This is a genomic window from Quadrisphaera setariae (assembly GCF_008041935.1).
Classification (GTDB): Bacteria; Actinomycetota; Actinomycetes; order Actinomycetales; family Quadrisphaeraceae; genus Quadrisphaera; species Quadrisphaera setariae.
The window spans coordinates 247,993-264,407 of record NZ_VKAC01000005.1; the positions used below are offsets into that span (position 1 = coordinate 247,993).

Annotated in this window: 14 protein-coding genes and 1 tRNA gene; 10 read left to right on the forward strand and 5 right to left on the reverse strand. The window is 75.4% G+C overall.

All coding sequences use genetic code 11. The features are described 5' to 3' along the window. Positions 1 to 24 precede the first annotated feature (24 nt). Positions 25 to 1,230 carry a LysM peptidoglycan-binding domain-containing protein gene (locus FMM08_RS10060; protein WP_147926223.1) on the forward strand — a complete coding sequence of 402 codons (1,206 nt, stop codon included), beginning with the start codon at positions 25 to 27 and terminating at the stop codon, positions 1,228 to 1,230. On the opposite strand, the gene FMM08_RS10065 is transcribed toward FMM08_RS10060, so the two are convergent. After that, positions 1,208 to 1,699: a helix-turn-helix domain-containing protein gene (locus FMM08_RS10065; RefSeq protein ID WP_222710620.1), complete on the reverse strand. Its 492-nt coding sequence runs from the start codon at positions 1,697 to 1,699 to the stop codon at positions 1,208 to 1,210. The genes FMM08_RS10060 and FMM08_RS10065 overlap by 23 nt on opposite strands. A gap of 236 nt (positions 1,700 to 1,935) precedes the next feature. On the opposite strand from FMM08_RS10065, the gene FMM08_RS22995 reads away from it, so the two are divergent. From FMM08_RS22995 to FMM08_RS10090, 5 genes are all read left to right on the forward strand, one after another. Continuing rightward, entirely contained in the window at positions 1,936 to 2,244 is a 309-nt protein-coding gene (locus FMM08_RS22995; RefSeq protein ID WP_187279672.1) for a hypothetical protein, read from the forward strand. 108 nt (positions 2,245 to 2,352) lie between these two features. After that, entirely contained in the window at positions 2,353 to 3,795 is a 1,443-nt protein-coding gene (locus tag FMM08_RS10075; RefSeq protein ID WP_147926226.1) for a hypothetical protein, read from the forward strand. Positions 3,796 to 3,850: 55 nt separating this feature from the next. Next, positions 3,851 to 4,786 (forward strand): uracil-DNA glycosylase, encoded by a 936-nt coding sequence (locus tag FMM08_RS10080; RefSeq protein WP_147926227.1) that lies wholly within the window; start codon positions 3,851 to 3,853, stop codon positions 4,784 to 4,786. A gap of 144 nt (positions 4,787 to 4,930) precedes the next feature. Then, positions 4,931 to 6,334 (forward strand): NAD(P)/FAD-dependent oxidoreductase, encoded by a 1,404-nt coding sequence (locus FMM08_RS10085; protein ID WP_147926228.1) that lies wholly within the window; start codon positions 4,931 to 4,933, stop codon positions 6,332 to 6,334. 90 nt (positions 6,335 to 6,424) lie between these two features. After that, positions 6,425 to 6,501, forward strand: a tRNA-Leu gene (locus tag FMM08_RS10090). Between the two features lie 3 nt (positions 6,502 to 6,504). Here FMM08_RS10090 and FMM08_RS10095 read toward each other — a convergent pair. From FMM08_RS10095 to FMM08_RS10105, 3 genes are read right to left on the reverse strand one after another with little or no spacing between them, the layout of a single operon-like run. Beyond that, positions 6,505 to 8,349 carry a sugar phosphate isomerase/epimerase and 4-hydroxyphenylpyruvate domain-containing protein gene (locus FMM08_RS10095; RefSeq protein ID WP_147926229.1) on the reverse strand — a complete coding sequence of 615 codons (1,845 nt, stop codon included), beginning with the start codon at positions 8,347 to 8,349 and terminating at the stop codon, positions 6,505 to 6,507. Between the two features lie 30 nt (positions 8,350 to 8,379). Continuing rightward, positions 8,380 to 9,285, reverse strand: coding sequence for a shikimate dehydrogenase (locus tag FMM08_RS10100; protein ID WP_147926230.1), 906 nt, complete (start codon positions 9,283 to 9,285; stop codon positions 8,380 to 8,382). Continuing rightward, positions 9,282 to 10,661, reverse strand: a complete 1,380-nt coding sequence (locus FMM08_RS10105; protein WP_147926231.1) for an MFS transporter — start codon at positions 10,659 to 10,661, stop codon at positions 9,282 to 9,284. Before FMM08_RS10105 ends, FMM08_RS10100 begins: the two co-directional genes overlap by 4 nt. 131 nt (positions 10,662 to 10,792) lie before the next feature. Here FMM08_RS10105 and FMM08_RS10110 point away from each other — a divergent pair, with 131 nt between their 5' ends. The 4 genes from FMM08_RS10110 (at position 10,793) to FMM08_RS10125 (ending at position 14,633) form a co-directional block, all read left to right on the forward strand. After that, positions 10,793 to 11,818 (forward strand): LacI family DNA-binding transcriptional regulator, encoded by a 1,026-nt coding sequence (locus tag FMM08_RS10110; RefSeq protein ID WP_147926232.1) that lies wholly within the window; start codon positions 10,793 to 10,795, stop codon positions 11,816 to 11,818. Positions 11,819 to 11,949: 131 nt separating this feature from the next. After that, complete coding sequence (locus tag FMM08_RS10115) at positions 11,950 to 12,774, forward strand: Bax inhibitor-1/YccA family protein (protein ID WP_147926233.1); 825 nt, start codon at positions 11,950 to 11,952, stop codon at positions 12,772 to 12,774. Between the two features lie 35 nt (positions 12,775 to 12,809). After that, entirely contained in the window at positions 12,810 to 13,136 is a 327-nt protein-coding gene (locus FMM08_RS10120) for a hypothetical protein (RefSeq protein WP_147926234.1), read from the forward strand. Between the two features lie 72 nt (positions 13,137 to 13,208). Next, entirely contained in the window at positions 13,209 to 14,633 is a 1,425-nt protein-coding gene (locus tag FMM08_RS10125; protein WP_222710621.1) for a cystathionine beta-synthase, read from the forward strand. 97 nt (positions 14,634 to 14,730) lie between these two features. On the opposite strand, the gene FMM08_RS10130 is transcribed toward FMM08_RS10125, so the two are convergent. Then, a complete protein-coding gene (locus tag FMM08_RS10130; RefSeq protein WP_147926235.1) occupies positions 14,731 to 16,377 on the reverse strand; it encodes a helicase HerA-like domain-containing protein in 1,647 nt (548 codons plus the stop codon). Positions 16,378 to 16,415: the final 38 nt, after the last annotated feature.

Sequence of the window (16,415 nt, forward strand, 5' to 3'; positions counted from 1 at the left end):
AGCTCGGAAGAGAGAAGTCCCGCCATGTCCGTGCGCACCTGCCTGCGCGCGCCGGCCGCTCTGCTCGTGTCGCTCGTCGTCCTGCTCCCAGGACTGCCCGCCACCGCGCAGCCGGTCACCGCCGCGCCCGTTCCTCCCGTCACCGCCTCCGCACCAGACGCCGCCGCCCCCGTCAGCGGGGCCACCACCGCCACCAGCACCCGCGAACCCGCCTCTGGAGGTGCGACCTACGTCGTCGCCTCCGGCGACACGCTCACCGGCATCGCCCGCGCCTTCGGCACGCCCGGTGGCTGGCCCCAGCTCTACGCCGCCAACCGCGACGCGATCGGGCCCTGGCCCGACAGGTTGCGGCCCGGCACCCAGCTCCTGCTCTCCGGCGCGCCGCCGGTGGCCCAGCCAGCGGACCAGTCCGCGCAGGCGGCGTACGCGGTCGCCCGGGGCGACTCGCTGCGCTCCGTGGCCGCTCGCCTCGGCGTCGAGGGCGGTTGGCCCGCCCTGTACGCCGCCAACCGGGACGCGGTCGGACCTGACCCCGACCGCCTCGCCGTGGGCACCCGGCTCGTGCTGCCCGCGAGCTCCGCGGCCGGGGCGCCGTCCGCGGACGCCGTACCGCCGCCAGCGCCCGACGGGGGAGTGGGCACCCGTCTGGGGGCGGCGCCCGAGACCTCGTCAGCAGCCCCCGTCACGCCGAGCGCTCCCGCCGAGCCGGGTCGGCCCGCTGCGCCGGCCGCCCCGGCTACCCCGGCCACCCCGGGTGCGGAGCCGGCCGTGCCGGGCTGGGTGGTCTGGCCGCTCGTCGTGGTGGGCGTCCTCGCGGCGGCGGTGCTCCTCGGCGACCCGCTGGTGGCCCTGCTGCGCCGGCGCCGCGCCGCCACCGCCTCCGGGGCCTCCGGCGCCTCCCGCGCCGCCCGTGACGAGCAGCAGCGCGCCCCGCTCAGCCTGGTCCGGCCCGTCGTCGACGTCGGCACTCCGGACGAGGCGTCCCCGTCGGCCGGCGCCGCCGACGCTCCCGCCGTCCACGTGGCGCAGCACCCGACGCTGCTCGTCAGCTACAGCCCCGCGGACGACCTCGTGCTCCTGCTGCTCCCCGAGGAGCACGACGTCGACGACGTGCTGCAGGTGGCGCGGGTGGCCCTGCCCGAGCGCGCCTACCGGGAGGTGGAGCGCCGCCTGCCCACGCCGCTGCGCCCGACGGCCCGCGGGCCGGTCAGCGCTCGGTGGGCGGGGTGACGCGGCGGGCGCTCGCGGCGCGCAGCGACTCGACGAGCGCCGCCACGTGGCGGCGGTCGTCGGGGGAGAGGTCGGCCAGGCCCGCGACGATCACCGCGGTGTCGGGCTCCACCTCGACGGTGCCGTGCGACAGCCCCGTGGCCTCGGCGACGGCCGCCTGCAGCGTGGTCAGGGGCAGCTCGAGCGCGCCGGCGAGGGCCTCCAGCCGGCTGGGCCGGGGAGCGCGCTGGATGGGTGTGGTGGCGAGGTGGTGGACGGTCGAGCGGGGCAGGCCGCTGCGACGGGCGACGTCTCCGTAGGACCAGCCGCGCTCGCGCATGCGGTCCTGCAGGAGGCGCTGCACCGCGCCCCGCGGACCGTCCAGCGGGCCGGACGGAGCGCCGTCGCCGGCTCCCTGCTCGGGACGCTCGGCCGCCTGCGCGGCCGGTCCGTCCACCCCGCGCGCCGAGGGGTCGGGATGCGTGCTCACCACCACTGCTCCGCCGTCCTCCCGGTCGCTGCCCGTCCTGCGCTCCGGGAAGTGCACCACAGAGCCGGGTCGGCGCGGGGGTTGCACATCGCTGGAACGCCGCCTACTGTACAAGTTACTTGGACAGAACGTCCAAGGGTGTTGGTCGACAGGTCGAGCCGGGATCTCCCAGGGGGGGCGGTTCGACCGGGCTCGGCCAGCACCTGGGGCACCACAGAGGCACAAGGAGACGTGCGATGACTGTTCTCACTGCAGCCGACCTGGCACTCGAGTCCGTCGAGATGCTCCCGACCCGCGAGACCCTCAACGCGTACAGCGGCGGTCACGGATCGCTGATCTCCGTCGGCGACGTCCTCAGCGGCAACGACGTGCTGAGCGACAACGACGGGAACTTCAGCGGCAACTTCAGCGGCAACGAGTACACGGACAACTCCGACAACTCCGTCGACAACTCCGACCACTCGACCAACGACTCGTACAACGACTACGGCCACGACGGCTGGGGCGGCGGCCACCACGACTGGAACGACGACTGCGAGTGGTGACCTGCCGCGCCTGAGCGGCTGCAGGGCCGCCCCCGGTGCTCCCGGGGGCGGCCCTTCCTCACGCCAGGGTCGACGACGACCGGATGAGCACCTGCCAGGGGAGGCGGCATGACCGCGCAGCTCGACCACCGGGACCCCGCAGCGGCCCTTCTCGCGGCTCCCGCGGCAGCGGACGGACCTGCGCCCGCGCCGGCCACGACCCGCCGCCCGCCGGCGCGCGCCGCCGGGCTGGAGCTGCTCGGCGAGCTCCGCGGCTCCGGCTCGAAGCAGCCGCCCGGGCTGGTGCGCCGCAGCGACGGGCAGGTGCTGCAGCTGACGCCGCTGGCCTACCGGGTGCTCGAGTCGCTGGACGGCGTCCGCTCCTCCGCCGAGGTCGCCGAGCACGCGTCACGGGGTGACCTCAGCGGAGGTGCCGAGCTCGACGCCACCGGGGTGCGCTTCCTCGTGGCGAAGAAGCTGGCGCCGCTGGGCCTGCTCGACGACGAGCTGTCGGCCCCGCCGCCGCGCGCGAACCCCCTGCTGGCGCTGCGCGCCCGCACACCGCTGCTCGGCCCGCGGGCCGTGGGCGCCGTGGCCCTCGCCCTGCAGCCGCTGTTCCGGCTGCCGGTGGTGCTGGCCGCCGTGGCGGCGCTGGCGCTGCTGGACGTGTGGCTGCTCGCGGTGCACGGCCTGGGCGGCGCGCTCGGCGCCGTGGTCCGCGACCCCGTCCTCGCGCTCGCGGTGGTCGGCACGGCGGTGGCCGCGGCGCTGTTCCACGAGTGCGGGCACGCGGCCGGCTGCCGCTTCAGCGGCGCGCGGCCCGGTGCCATCGGGGTGGGCCTCTACCTCGTCTACCCGGCCTTCTACACCGACGTCAACGACGCCTACCGCCTCGGACGGGCCGGGCGGCTGCGCACCGACCTCGGCGGGCTCTACTTCCACACCCTCGCCGTGCTGGCCCTGGGCGGTGCCTACGCGGTCACCGGCGCCGAGTGGCTGCTCCTCGCGGTGCTGCTCATCCAGCTGGGCATGCTCGAGCAGCTGCTGCCGCTGGTCCGCTACGACGGCTACCACGTGCTCGCGGACCTCGTGGGCGTCCCCGACCTGTTCGCCCGCATCGGCCCCGTGCTGCGGCACACCGCGCGGCGCGGCTCGGGTCGCGACCCCCGCGTGGTGGGCCTCAAGCCGTGGGTGCGGGTGGTGGTGACCGCGTGGGTCGCCGTCGTCGTCCCCTTCCTCCTGGTGGCCCTCTCGCTGCTGCTGTGGCACCTGCCCCGGCTGGTCGGCGCCCTCGGAGGCGCGGGGCTGGCGGAGGGCGGGGTGGCGGTGCGCGCTCTCCGGGCCGGTCAGCTCGCCGGCGGGACGGCGGCCGCCCTCAACGCCGGGCTGCTGCTCCTCGTGGTGGCCGGCGTGCTCTACGTGCTCGGGCGCGTCCTGAAGGCGGTGTCGAAGACCGCGTGGCGGTGGTCGGCGGGGCGCCCGCGCCGGCGCGCGGTGCTGCTCGCGGTCGGCGGCGTGCTCGTGGTGGCGCTGGTGGCGGGGTGGGCCACCACCGGGCAGTTGCCCCTCTGACGGGTCCGGCAGGCGCCGGGCCGCCGTCCGGCCGCCCCGCGCCCACACTGGGGCGGTGCCACCGCAGCGCCCGGAGCTCCTCCCGCACCCGCTGACCGGGCGTCCGGCGACCTCGCCGGTGGCCCCGGGCACCGGCTGGCCCGAGGACCCGGCCGCTCCCGGCACCCGTGTGACGCGCACGCCGGCCGGTGTGGCGCGCGCAGCCGCGTCGGCGCGCACCACCGCGCAGCTCGACGCCCGGGTCTCGGTCTGCCGCGCCTGCCCCCGCCTGGTGGCCTGGCGCGAGGAGGTCGCCGCCACCGGCCGGCGCGCCTACCGCGACCAGCCCTACTGGGGCCGCCCGGTCCCGGGCTGGGGTGACCCGCACGCGCCGCTGCTCGTGGTGGGCCTCGCGCCCGCCGCCCACGGCGGCAACCGCACGGGCCGCGTCTTCACCGGCGACAGGTCCGGTGACTGGATCTTCGCCGCCCTCCACCGCGCCGGCCTCGCGGCGCAGGAGCGCAGCGACCACGCCGGTGACGGCCAGCACCTCACCGGCGTCCGCATCGCCGCGGGCGTGCGCTGCGCCCCGCCCGACAACCTCCCCACCCCCGACGAGCGCGCCGCCTGCGCGCCGTGGCTCGACCGCGAGGTGCAGCTGGTCCGCCCGCGCGTGCTCCTGGCCCTGGGCGGCATCGCCTGGGACGCCTCGCTGGCGTGCGCCCGCCGCCTCGGGTGGGCGGTCCCGCGGCCGGCGCCCCGCTTCGGGCACGGCGCCCGCGCCGTCCTGGCCCTCCCGGAGGAGGACGACGACGAGCGCGGCCGGCGCCCCGGCGGTGCGGTGCACCTGGTGGGGAGCTACCACGTCAGCCAGCAGAACACCTCGACGGGCCGTCTCACGGAGGCGATGCTCGACGACGCGCTCGGCCTGGCGGCCGCCCTCGCCGGCCTGGGCACCGCTGGTCAGCCGCTGGGCCGACCGGGTGACCGCGGACCTGCGCCGACCGGATGACGGGGCGCTCCCTGCGGGTGCTTCGGGTCGCACGCGACCCGACTGGAGGCGATGATCTCCCCCTCACCCCTGCGGGTGCCTCCTGACGGTGGAGTCTGGTGGCCCCGCTACACGTCGTGCCCCGGCGAACCGTAGATTTCCGGTATGACCGCCCCCGCTTCCCTGGAGTCCCCCGTGCCCGCCGCGGCTGGACGCCCCCGGATCCTGCTGCTCGGCGGCGGCTTCGTGGGCCTCCTCACGGCGCGCCACCTGCTCAAGCAGCTCAAGGCTGGAGAGGCCCAGGTCGTCGTCGTCGACCCGCGCCCCTACATGACCTACGCGCCGTTCCTGCCCGAGGTGGCCGGCGGCTCGATCGAGGCGCGCCACGTCGTCGTCTCCCTGCGCCAGGCGCTCAAGGGCGCCGACGTCGTCACCGGCACGGTGACCGGCATGGACCCGGCCCGCAAGGTCGCCTTCGTGCAGCCCCAGGAGGGCGAGCAGGTCGAGATCTCCTACGACCAGGTGGTCGTGGGCCTCGGTGCCGTCTCGCGCGTCTTCCCGATCCCGGGCCTCATGGAGCAGGCGATCGGCTTCAAGTCCGTCGAGGAGGCCACGGCCTGCCGCGACCACATCCTCGACCGCCTCGACGCCGCCGCCGTCATGACCGACCCGGCTGCCAAGAAGCGCGCCCTCACCTTCGTCTTCGTCGGCGGCGGCTACGCCGGCATCGAGGCGATGGCCGAGCTGGAGGACCTCGTCCGCGCCTCGGTGAAGAACCACTCCGGCATCTCCCAGGACGAGATCAACTTCGTCGTCGTCGAGGCCCTCGGCCGCATCCTCCCCGAGGTCGGCCCCGAGATGGGCCTGTGGTCGCTGCACCAGCTGCGCGAGCGCGGCATCGACATCCGCCTCGACACCCAGCTGAAGTCCATCGAGGGCGGCCACGCCGTGCTCTCGGACGGCACCGAGTTCGACACCGACACGGTCGTGTGGACCGCCGGCATCAAGTCCAACCCCGTGCTGGCCAGCACGGGCCTGCCGCTGGACAAGCTGGGCCGCCTCACCGTGCGCGCCGACCTGCGCGTCACCGGCGAGGACGGCGTGGTCGAGGGCGCCTGGGGCGCCGGCGACGCGTGCGCCGTGCCCGACCTCACCAAGGAGCCGGGCCAGTTCTGCCCGCCCAACGCCCAGCACGCCGTGCGCGAGTCCAAGGTGCTGGCGGCCAACATCGTCGCCACCCTGCGCGGCGAGGGCCTGACCGAGTACCGCCACAAGTACATCGGCACGGTCGCCTCGTTCGGCATCGGCAAGGGCGTCGCCAACACCTTCGGCCTGAAGGTCAAGGGCTTCCCGGCGTGGCTGATGCACCGCGGCTACCACCTGTACGCGATGCCGACGCTCGACCGGAAGATCCGCATCGCCCTCGGGTGGGCGGCCTCCGGCATGGGCGTGACGCGCGACCTGGTGGCCATCGGCCGCCAGGCCCGTCCGCGCGAGGAGTTCGTGGCGGCCGGCGCCAAGCCGCCGGCGCCGCGCCCCGTGGGTGACCCGGCCCCCAGCAAGAGCTGAGGACCTGACGACGACGGCGGAGCCGGTGCACGCGCACCGGCTCCGCCGTCGTCGTCGTCCTGAGCCTTCGACCTGAGCCGTCGTGGGCCGGCCCCCGTAGCCCAACCGGCAGAGGCAGGCGCCTTAAAAGCGCCTCAGTGCGGGTTCGAACCCCGCCGGGGGCACCACCGTCAGGCCTGGGCGGCCAGGCGCACGTGCGTGGAGGCGCCGCCGTACCCCGCGTAGCCGCCGCGCCGCTCCAGCAGCTCCACGTGGAAGCCCGTGGACAGCACCGCGGTGTACAGGTGCACCAGCTCGCCCCCGTCGGTGTCGCGGTCGTAGAGCAGCCCGTGGGCCCGCAGGTCTGCCAGCGCCTCGTCCGGCAGCGAGAACCGGGCGCCGAGGTCGACGTAGTAGTTGTCGGGCACGGGCATGAGCGGCACCCCCGCCTCCCGCAGCCGCACCGCCTCGGCGCGGACGTCGGTGACGGCGTACGCCAGCTGCGTCACGCCGCGCCGCCGCGGGGCTCCCGCGGCCGTCTCCGGCGCGTTGAGCACCAGCCGCAGGCCTCCGCTGGCCGGTCGCAGCGCCCGGGAGCGCAGCCGTCCGTGCGGCTCCACGAACTCCTCCACCGGCCCCGGCTCCAGCCCCAGCAGCGTGCGGTGGAACGACACCTCCTGCGCCAGCAGGTCCGGCGGCACGGCGACCGCCACGTGGTCCAGGCCCACCCAGCCCGCCCCCGCGGCGCCGCCGGCCTCCAGCCCTCCGGTCGCGCCGGGGGGCAGCGCCGCGAAGTCGCCGCGCCAGTGGTCGGCCTGGCCGGGCTCGGCGGACAGCAGGACGTGCAGGCCGGAGGGCGTGGCCAGGCCCGGGAGCACGGCCTCGCCGCGGGACCTCACGACGTCGACGGCGGGCCACAGCAGTGCGGCGGCGCGCGCGGCGACGTCGGCCACCGGGGGAGCGACCACCCCGAGCGCGGTCGCGCCGCCGGTGGCCATCGCCTCGGCGGGAGCCTCGGAGACGACCACGTGGGCGCCGCCGTTGCGCCACAGGGCCACCGGCCTGGAGCGGTGGCGGCCGGCGGCGACGAACCCCAGGGCCTCCAGGAGCCTCTCGACGTCCGCGCCGGGGCTGGCGGCCAGCTCCACGAAGGCGGGGTCGACGCGGGCGGCCGCCGGGGGAGAGGCCGTCACCACCTCCCGTGCGGGGGAGCCGGCCGGCAGCCGGGTGGCCAGCTGGTCCTCCAGGAAGACCAGGGAGCGCTTGGCGTCCCGCGCGGTGACGGCGGGTGCGGCCTCCCGGACGAGGTCGCTGAACACCTCCAGCGACAGCGGCCCGCGGTAGCCGGCCTCCAGGACCGCCGCGACCACCCCGGCCACGTCGAGCGCGCCCTGCCCGGGGAAGCACCGGTGGTGGCGGCTCCACTCGAGCAGACCCATCTCCAGTACCGGGGCGTCGGCCACCTGCAGGAAGCCGATCCGGTCTCCGGGCACCCCGGCCAGGGCCTGCGGCCCGTCGCCGCGCGAGAGCAGGTGGAAGGTGTCGACGGCGAGGGTCACCGCCGGGTGGTCGGCCCGCCGGACCACCTCCCACGCCTGCCCCACCCGGTGCACGTGGCGTCCCCAGGCCAGCGCCTCGTAGGCGATGACCACCCCCGCCTCGGCGGCCAGGTCGCCCAGGCGGTGGAGCTGCTCGGCCGACAGGTCGACGTCGTCGACGGCGTCGGGCAGCGCGTTGGAGCAGCACAGCACCGTCGTGGCGCCCAGCTCGGCCATGACGCCCAGCTTCACGCGGAAGCGGTGCTCCACCGCGCCGAAGCGGTCCGGCGCCACGCCCTCGACGTCGCGCACGGGCTGGAACAGGTCGATGCCCAGCCCCAGGTCGGCGCACCGGGCGGCCACCTCCCGCGGGGTGAGCGCCGAGGCGACGAGGTCGTTGTCGAACAGCTCCAGCCCGTCGAAGCCCGCCGCGGCGATGGCGGGGAGCTTGTCGACGAGGCGCCCGCTCAGCGAGACGGTCGCGATGCCCTGGTGCACGGCGGCTCCTCCTCTCAGGTCGTCGGGACGTCAGGACGCGGAGGCGGCGGGGGCGGCGGTGGCGGGCCGGCGGGCGCCCGTCAGCTCGAGGAAGTGCTGCTCGACCCGGTGGGCGTCGGCGGCGAGCCCGGTGAACAGCTCGAAGGCGCCCACCGCCTGGTGCACCGCCATCCCGCCGCCGGGGAGCACGCGGCACCCGCGGGTGCGCGCCGCGGAGACCAGCTCGGTCTCGAGGGGGAAGTAGACGACGTCGCTGATCCACAGCCCGTCGTGCAGCAGCTCCGCCGGCACCGAGGCGCCGGGGTGGCCGTGCATGCCGAGCGGTGTCGCGTTGACCACGCCGGACGCTCCCGCCAGCGCAGCGGGCAGGTCGGTCGTGGCGCTGACGCGGTCCGCGCCGAAGCGCGCGGCCAGCCGGTCGGCGCAGGCCGCGGCGCGCCCGCGGTCGGCGTCCACCACCGCCACGTGCTCGGAGCCGGCGTGCAGCAGCGCGTACCCGACCGCCGACCCCGCACCGCCGGCGCCCACCAGCACCGCGCGGTCGTGCACCGCGTCGGGCAGCCCGGCGCGGAACGCCCGCGCGTAGCCCGACCAGTCGGTGTTGTGGCCCACCGCGCGCCCGTCGCGGAGCACCACGGTGTTGACCGCGCCCAGGTCCGCGGCGTCGGCGGAGACCTCGTCGAGCAGCGGCACCACGGCCTGCTTGAAGGGGTGCGTGACGTTCAGCCCCGCGTAGCCGAGGCGACGCGCCCACAGCAGCAGCTGGGGCAGGTCGGCCGGGCCGACGCCGAGCTCGTCGGCGTCCAGGAGCCGGTAGTGCAGGTCGAGGCCGTTCCAGCGGCCCTCGCGCTCCTGCATCGCCGGGGTCAGGGACGCGCCGATGCCCTGCCCCACGAGGCCGAGCTGGACCACCGGCTGCGGCTGCTCTGTGCTCACGCGGCGCTCGCGGTGGTGCGGGCGACGGCGGGCGCAGCGCTGCGCGGCAGGCCCACCTCGGCGGTGGGGAGCAGGTGGGTGGCCCGCGGGCCGGTGAGGACGGCGACGCTGGAGACCAGGCAGGCCCCGAAGGCGAACAGGGCCACCTTCCACCAGCCCTCGGGGCTGCCCCCGACCAGGGCGCCGGCGATGCTGGGGGTGAACCCGGCCAGGGCGAAGCCGAACTGGGTGCCGACGGCCATCCCGGACAGGCGCACCGAGGTGGGGAAGTACTCGGCGTACGTGGCGGGCCACACCGCGTTGGGCATCGAGTAGACGACTCCGGCCAGGGCGATGCCGAGCACGAAGACGAGCGTCACGCTCCCGGTGGAGATGGCCCACAGGAACGCCGCCGTGAGGACCCCGCTGCCGAGGGCGCCGGTGACGAAGACCTGCTTGCGCCCGATCCTGTCCGACAGCGTCGCCCAGGCCGGGATGGTGGCGATGGCCACGAGGTTGGAGACGATCGCCAGCCACAGCATGGTGTTGCGGTCGATGCCGATGCCGTAGTCGTCGGAGGTGGCGAAGTTCAGGGCGAACACCTGGAACGTCGTGTTGACCATGGCGATGAAGGCGGCGAAGAAGACGCGCAGCACGCCGGAGCGGTGGTCGCGGAAGAGCTCGGCCAGCGGGGTGCGCGGCGGGCGGGCGGCCTTCTCGGCGGCCTGCGCCGTGAACTCGGGGGTCTCCTCCAGGGAGCGGCGGATGAGGAAGCCGACGACGAGCAGCACGGCGCTGAGCCAGAACGGCACCCGCCAGCCCCAGCTGAGCAGCTGCTCCTCGGGCATGACGGCCGCCACCGGCAGGAAGACGGCCGGGGCCAGCACCTGGCCCGCCTGGGTGCCGCTGAGGGTGAAGCTGGTGAAGAAGCCGCGCCGGCGGTCGGGTGCGTGCTCGAAGCTCATGCTGTTCGCACCGGCTTGCTCACCAGCGGCTGACAGGCCCTGCAGCAGCCGCAGCGCGACCAGGAGCGCAGGAGCCAGCAGCCCCACCTGGCTGTAGGTGGGCAGGACGCCGATGAGGAACGTCGAGACCCCCATCAGCAGCAGCGTGCCGATGAGCACCGTCTTGCGGCCCAGCCGGTCACCGATGTGCCCCATGAGGAAGGAGCCGAACGGCCGCGCCACGTAGGCCACGCCGAACGTCGCCAGCGAGGCGATCGTGGCGGCGTGCCCGTCGCCCTCCGGGAAGAAGATCTTCGGGAAGACGAGGGCGGCGGCCGTCCCGTAGATGGCGAGGTCGTAGTACTCCAGGGCGCTGCCGCTCCACGCGGCCACGGCGGCCTTGCGGGGTGTGCGCCCGGTGGGGGCGGGGTGGGTGCTGCTGGTGCTGGCCATCGTCGGCTCCTCCAGGGGGTGGGCGCTCGGGGGCGCCCGGCTCGTCGTCGAGGTGCCGTGACGCTAGGAGCGCTGGCAGGTGCGTGACAAACGTTTGCCATCCTTTGCCGCGCCCCGCCTACCCTGTCGTCGTGGAGCGCCCGCGCCGCCCGACCATCACCGACGTCGCCGCCGAGGCCGGCGTCGCCGCCTCCACCGTCTCGCGGGCCTTCACCCACCCAGGACGGGTCAACCAGCACACCCGTGCGCACGTGCTGGAGGTCGCCGCCCGCCTCGGGTACGCGCCGAACCCCCTGGCCCAGGCGCTGGAGTCCGGGCGCACCAGCACGGTCGCCCTGGTCGTCCCCGACATCGCCAACCCGTTCTTCGTGGGCTTCGTCAAGGGCGCCGAGCGCGCCCTCGCCAGCTCACAGCGCACCCTCGTGCTGGCTGACGGCCGCGAGAGCGCCGTCGCCGAGGAGGCCGTGGTGCAGCGCCTCCACCGCTCCGTGGACGGGTTCGTGCTCGTGGCGTCCCGTCTCGACGACGACGCCCTGCGCCGTGCCGCCGCCCTCGCCCCCGTCGTCCTCGTCAACCGGGTGACCACCGGCCTGCCCGGCGTCGTGGCCGACTACGTGGGGGGAGCCGAGCAGATCGTCAGCCACCTCGCCTCCCTCGGGCACCGCCGCGCGGTGGTGCTGGGCGGCCCGACCGGCTCCTGGTCGGGGGCCCGCCGGTGGACCGGCCTGCAGGTCGCCGCGGGGCGCCACGGCGTGGAGGTCGAGCGCCTGGGGCCCTTCTCGCCCACCTTCGAGGCCGGCGCCGCAGCCGCGGACGCGGTGCTGGGCCTGCGGTCGGCGGCAGGCCGGGACGCGCGTCCCACCGCCGTCGTCGCCCACAACGACCTCCTCGCCATGGGCGTGCTGGCGCGCCTGGCCGAGCGCGGGGCCTCCGTGCCGGACGAGCTCAGCGTGGTCGGCTTCGACGACGTCTTCGGCGCCGCCCTGTGCTCCCCGCCGCTGACCACGCTCGCCGAGAGGTCGGAGCGGGCCGGGGCGCTCGCCGTGGACGCGCTGCTCAGCGGCGGCGCCCCCGTGGGCCCCGGGCAGCCTCCGCAGGTGGTGCCGACGCACCTCGTGGTGCGCCGCTCGACGGGACCGGCCCCCGCCCCGGCGTGACGCCGGCCGCTGTGAGTGCGCTGTGAACACCCGTCCGGGCGCGTCTGCGACGGCCGCCTCTTTACCAATCCATTACCATCAGAGGCAACGAGACCGGCGCCCGCCGGTGTCGAGTCCTCGGAAGGACGCGCATGGAGAGCAACAACCCGGCGCTGCGCAACGCGCCGCAGTTCAAGCGCGGCGGCTACGCGGGCTTCGACGCCACCCCCCGCGGTGGCGCGAGCACCGCCTCGTACGGCCAGCCGACGCTCGAGGAGATGTACAAGGCGCCGTCGGCGGGCCCCGCCGAGACCGGGCGGATGACCTACGACGACGTCGTGGTCCGCGCCGGCATGACGCTGGGCACCGTCGTGGTGCTCGGCGCCGTCAGCTACTTCCTCGGTAACCCGCTGCTGATGATCGTCGGCATGCTCGGCGGTCTGGTGCTGGGCCTGGTCAACTCGTTCAAGCGCGAGCCCAGCCCCGTGCTGATCCTGGCCTACGCCGCCCTGCAGGGCCTGTTCATCGGCGGCATCAGCCGCTTCATCGACAACCAGTACCTCGGCGGGAGCAGCGTCGCGGTCCAGGCGGTCATCGCCACCGTCGCGGTGTTCGCCGTGATGCTGGTGCTGTACCGCAGCGGCGCTGTGCGGGCCACGCCGAAGTTCCGCAGGATCCTCATCGGCGCGGTGCTCGGCTACGCCGTCTTCTGCCTCATCAACTTCATCTTCGCGATGTTCAGCTCCGGCCTCGGCCTGTGGTCCGGTCCCCTGGGTCTGGTCGTCGGCGCTGTGGGCGCGGTCCTCGCGTCGCTCTCGCTCGTGCTCGACTTCGACTTCATCGAGACCGGCGTCAAGAACGGCATCCCGCAGCGCTACGCCTGGACCGCCGCGTTCGGCCTCACGGTCACGCTGGTCTGGCTGTACATCGAGATGCTGCGCATCCTGTCGATCATCCGCTCCATGGCGGGCGACTGACGGGTAGCACTCCCCACCACTGACACAGTGGAGCGGTGACCGACTCACCGCGCGAACGGGCCGAGCGCGAGCTCGGGCGGGTCCTCACCCGCCTGGCGGCGCTCGGCCCGACTCGTCTGTCCCGGCCCGCGGACGGCGGCGGCCCCTCCCCGGCGGACGCGGTGCGCCCGGTCCTGCAGGAGCTCGCCGACGCGGCGGCCACGGCCGAGGGACGGGCGCCCGTCGTCGTCCCCGTCCTCGCCGAGCGCGCCCTGGGCGACCAGCTGGCCGTGCTCGGCCGCGACCTGCTGAGCGCCGCCGGTGACGACGCGCCCCTCGAGCGCGCCGCCGCCCGCCTCGAGGCCCTGCGCCGCGCCCTCTGACCGCCGGTGGGTGGCCGACTGCCCGTGATCACGGTGATCATGGGCAGTTCGCCACCTGCGCGGGATGGGAGGATGCTGGGCGTGCAGTACGCCGAGAGCATCGTCGACCTGATCGGCGGCACGCCGCTGGTCAAGCTGAACCGCGTCACCGAGGGGATCGCCGCCACCGTGCTGGCGAAGGTCGAGTACCTCAACCCCGGCGGCTCCGTGAAGGACCGCATCGCCGAGCGCATGATCGAGGAGGCGGAGCGCTCCGGTGCGCTGCAGCCCGGCGGCACGATCGTCGAGCCGACCAGCGGCAACACCGGCGTCGGCCTGGCCCTGGTCGCCCAGCGCAAGGGCTACCGCTGCATCTTCGTGTGCCCCGACAAGGTGGGCGTGGAGAAGCGCGACGTGCTGCGCGCCTACGGCGCCGAGGTGGTCGTCACGCCGACCGCCGTGGCCCCCGACAGCCCCGAGAGCTACTACTCCGTCTCCGACCGCATCGCCGCGGAGACCCCCGGCGGGTGGAAGCCCGACCAGTACTCCAACCCCGCGGGCCCAGCCAGCCACTACGCCTCCACCGGCCCGGAGATCTGGAAGGACACCGACGGCCGCCTCACCCACTTCGTGGCGGGCGTCGGCACCGGCGGCACCATCACCGGCACCGGCCGGTTCCTCAAGGACGCCAGCCGCGACCGCCTCGGCGACGACGGCACCGCCCGTCCCGTGCGCGTGGTCGGCGTCGACCCGGAGGGCTCGGTCTACTCCGGGGGGACGGGACGCCCCTACCTCGTCGAGGGCGTCGGGGAGGACATCTGGCCCCCCGCCTACGACCCGTCCGTGCCCGACGAGGTGGTCGCCGTCTCCGACGCGGAGGCGTTCGCCATGACCCGCCGCCTCGCCCGCGAGGAGGGGCTGCTCGTCGGCGGCTCGTGCGGCATGGCCGTGGTGGGCGCGCTGCGCATCGCGAAGGACCTGCCCGCTGACGCCGTCGTCGTCGTCCTGCTGCCCGACTCGGGCCGCGGCTACCTCGGCAAGATCTACAACGACGCGTGGATGCGCTCCTACGGCTTCGACGTCGACGCGCCCGGCACCGCCGCCGTCGGAGGAGCGACGGCCGGTGACGTGCTGCGCGGCAAGTCCGGGCGCCTGCCCGACCTCGTGCACACCCACCCCACCGAGACCGTCCACGACGCCATCGAGATCCTCCGCGAGTACCAGGTGTCCCAGATGCCGGTCGTCGGGGCCGAGCCGCCCGTCATGGCCGGCGAGGTGGCCGGCTCGGTCACGGAGGAGGGCCTGCTGGAGGCCGTGTTCTCCGGGGCGGCCTCGCTGTCCGACGCGGTGAGCAAGCACATGGTCGAGCCGCTGCCGCTGGTCGGCGCCGGCGAGCCCATCACCGACCTGCGCGAGACCCTGCGCGTCAACCGCGCGGTGCTCGTGGCCGTGGACGGCAAGCCCGCCGGCGTGGTCACCCGCGCCGACCTGCTGGCCTTCCTCGCCAGCCGCCGCTGACGCCCGCCTCCTGGACCGCGACCGGGCGCCCGGTCGCGGTCCAGGAGGGGGTGGGAACCGCAGCCGAGCGCCCGGCTGCGGTTCCGGTGGCGCCGGCTCAGCGCCGGCGCACGCCGAAGATGCTCCGGGTGATCTCCCGGCCCAGGCTCGAGGCCGCCGACCGCGCGAAGCTGCGGAACGCCGACGAGCCGAGCACCTGCTCCACCACGGAGCGCTCCTCGGGCTCCGCCTTCCTCCGGGTCGGGGCGCGCGGCGACGACGGGCGCTGAGGCTCGTCCCAGGAGTCCCCGGACGGCAGCCGGGCGTCGTCGTCGTGGTCGGCGGCCTTCCCGGCCCGATCAACCCGGTCGGCGCGCGGCGGTGCTGCGGTCTTGCGGACCAGGCGCTCGTAGGCGGAGTCCCTGTCGACGGGCGTGCCGTACTCCGCCTGCAGGGGCGACGCGGCCACGATGCGCTGCTGCTCGGCCTCCGGCGCCGGTGCCATCAGCGACTGCGGAGCGCGCAGCCGGGTCCACGCGACGGGCGTCGGCACGCCGTTCTCGGACAGCACCGTCACGACGGCCTCCCCGGTGCCGACGCTGGTCAGGAGCGTCTCGGTGTCGTACTGGTCGCTCTTCGGGTAGGTCGAGGCGGTGGCGCGCAGGGCCTTCGCGTCGTCGGGGGTGAAGGCGCGCAGGGCGTGCTGCACGCGCGAGCCGAGCTGGGCCAGCACCTCCCTGGGCAGGTCGGTGGGGCTCTGCGTCACGAACACCACGCCCACGCCCTTGGACCGCACCAGGCGCACCGTCTGCGCGACCTGCGCGACGAAGTCCCTGCTGGCGCCGGCGAAGAGCAGGTGCGCCTCGTCGAAGAAGAACACGAGCTCCGGCTTGTCGAGGTCGCCGACCTCGGGCAGCTCCTCGAAGAGCTCGGCGAGCAGCCACAGCAGGAACGTGGAGAACAGCGCCGGACGGCCCTGCACGGCGGGCAGCTCCAGGCACGACACCACACCGCGCTGCTCGCCGCCGGTGGCGGGCACCGTGCGGAGGAGGTCGTGGACGTCCAGCTCCGGCTCGCCGAAGAAGGCGTCGGCGCCGCCGTCGGCGAAGGCCAGCAGCTCGCGCAGCAGCACCCCGGCGGTCTGCTTGCTCAGGCCGCCCAGGCCCTCGAGGTCCGCCTTGCCCTCGGGGGAGACGAGGTGGGAGATGACGGCGCGCAGGTCCGCGAGGTCGAGCAGCGGCAGACCGGCCCTGTCGGCCCAGTGGAAGACCAGCGCCAGGGAGGACGACTGCACCTCCGACAGGTCCAGCACCCGCGCCAGCAGCGACGGGCCGAAGCTCGTGATGGTCGCGCGCACGGGCACCCCCGTGCCGATGCCGCCCAGCGCGAGCAGCTCGGTGGGGCAGCCCTCGGGCGCCCACTGCTGGCCGACGTCAGCGGCGCGCGAGGTCACCCGGTCGGACGCCTGGCCGGGCAGGGCGATGCCCGACAGGTCTCCCTTGACGTCGGTGAGGAACGTCGGCACGCCGTGGGCACTGAGCTGCTCCGCGACCAGCTGCAGCGTCTTCGTCTTGCCCGTGCCGGTGGCGCCGGCCACCAGGCCGTGGCGGTTGAGCACCGACAGCGGCAGCTGGACAGGCGCGTCCGGGTGGGCGGTGCCGTCCACCACGAGCGCCCCGAGCTGCACGGCCGGGCCGGTGGTGGCGTAGGCGTCGCGGACCGCGGCGACGAAGGCGGTGCTGTCGGCGGAGCCGGGGGTGGTCACGGCGCGGACGCTAACGCCGTCGTCACCCTCCCGCCACC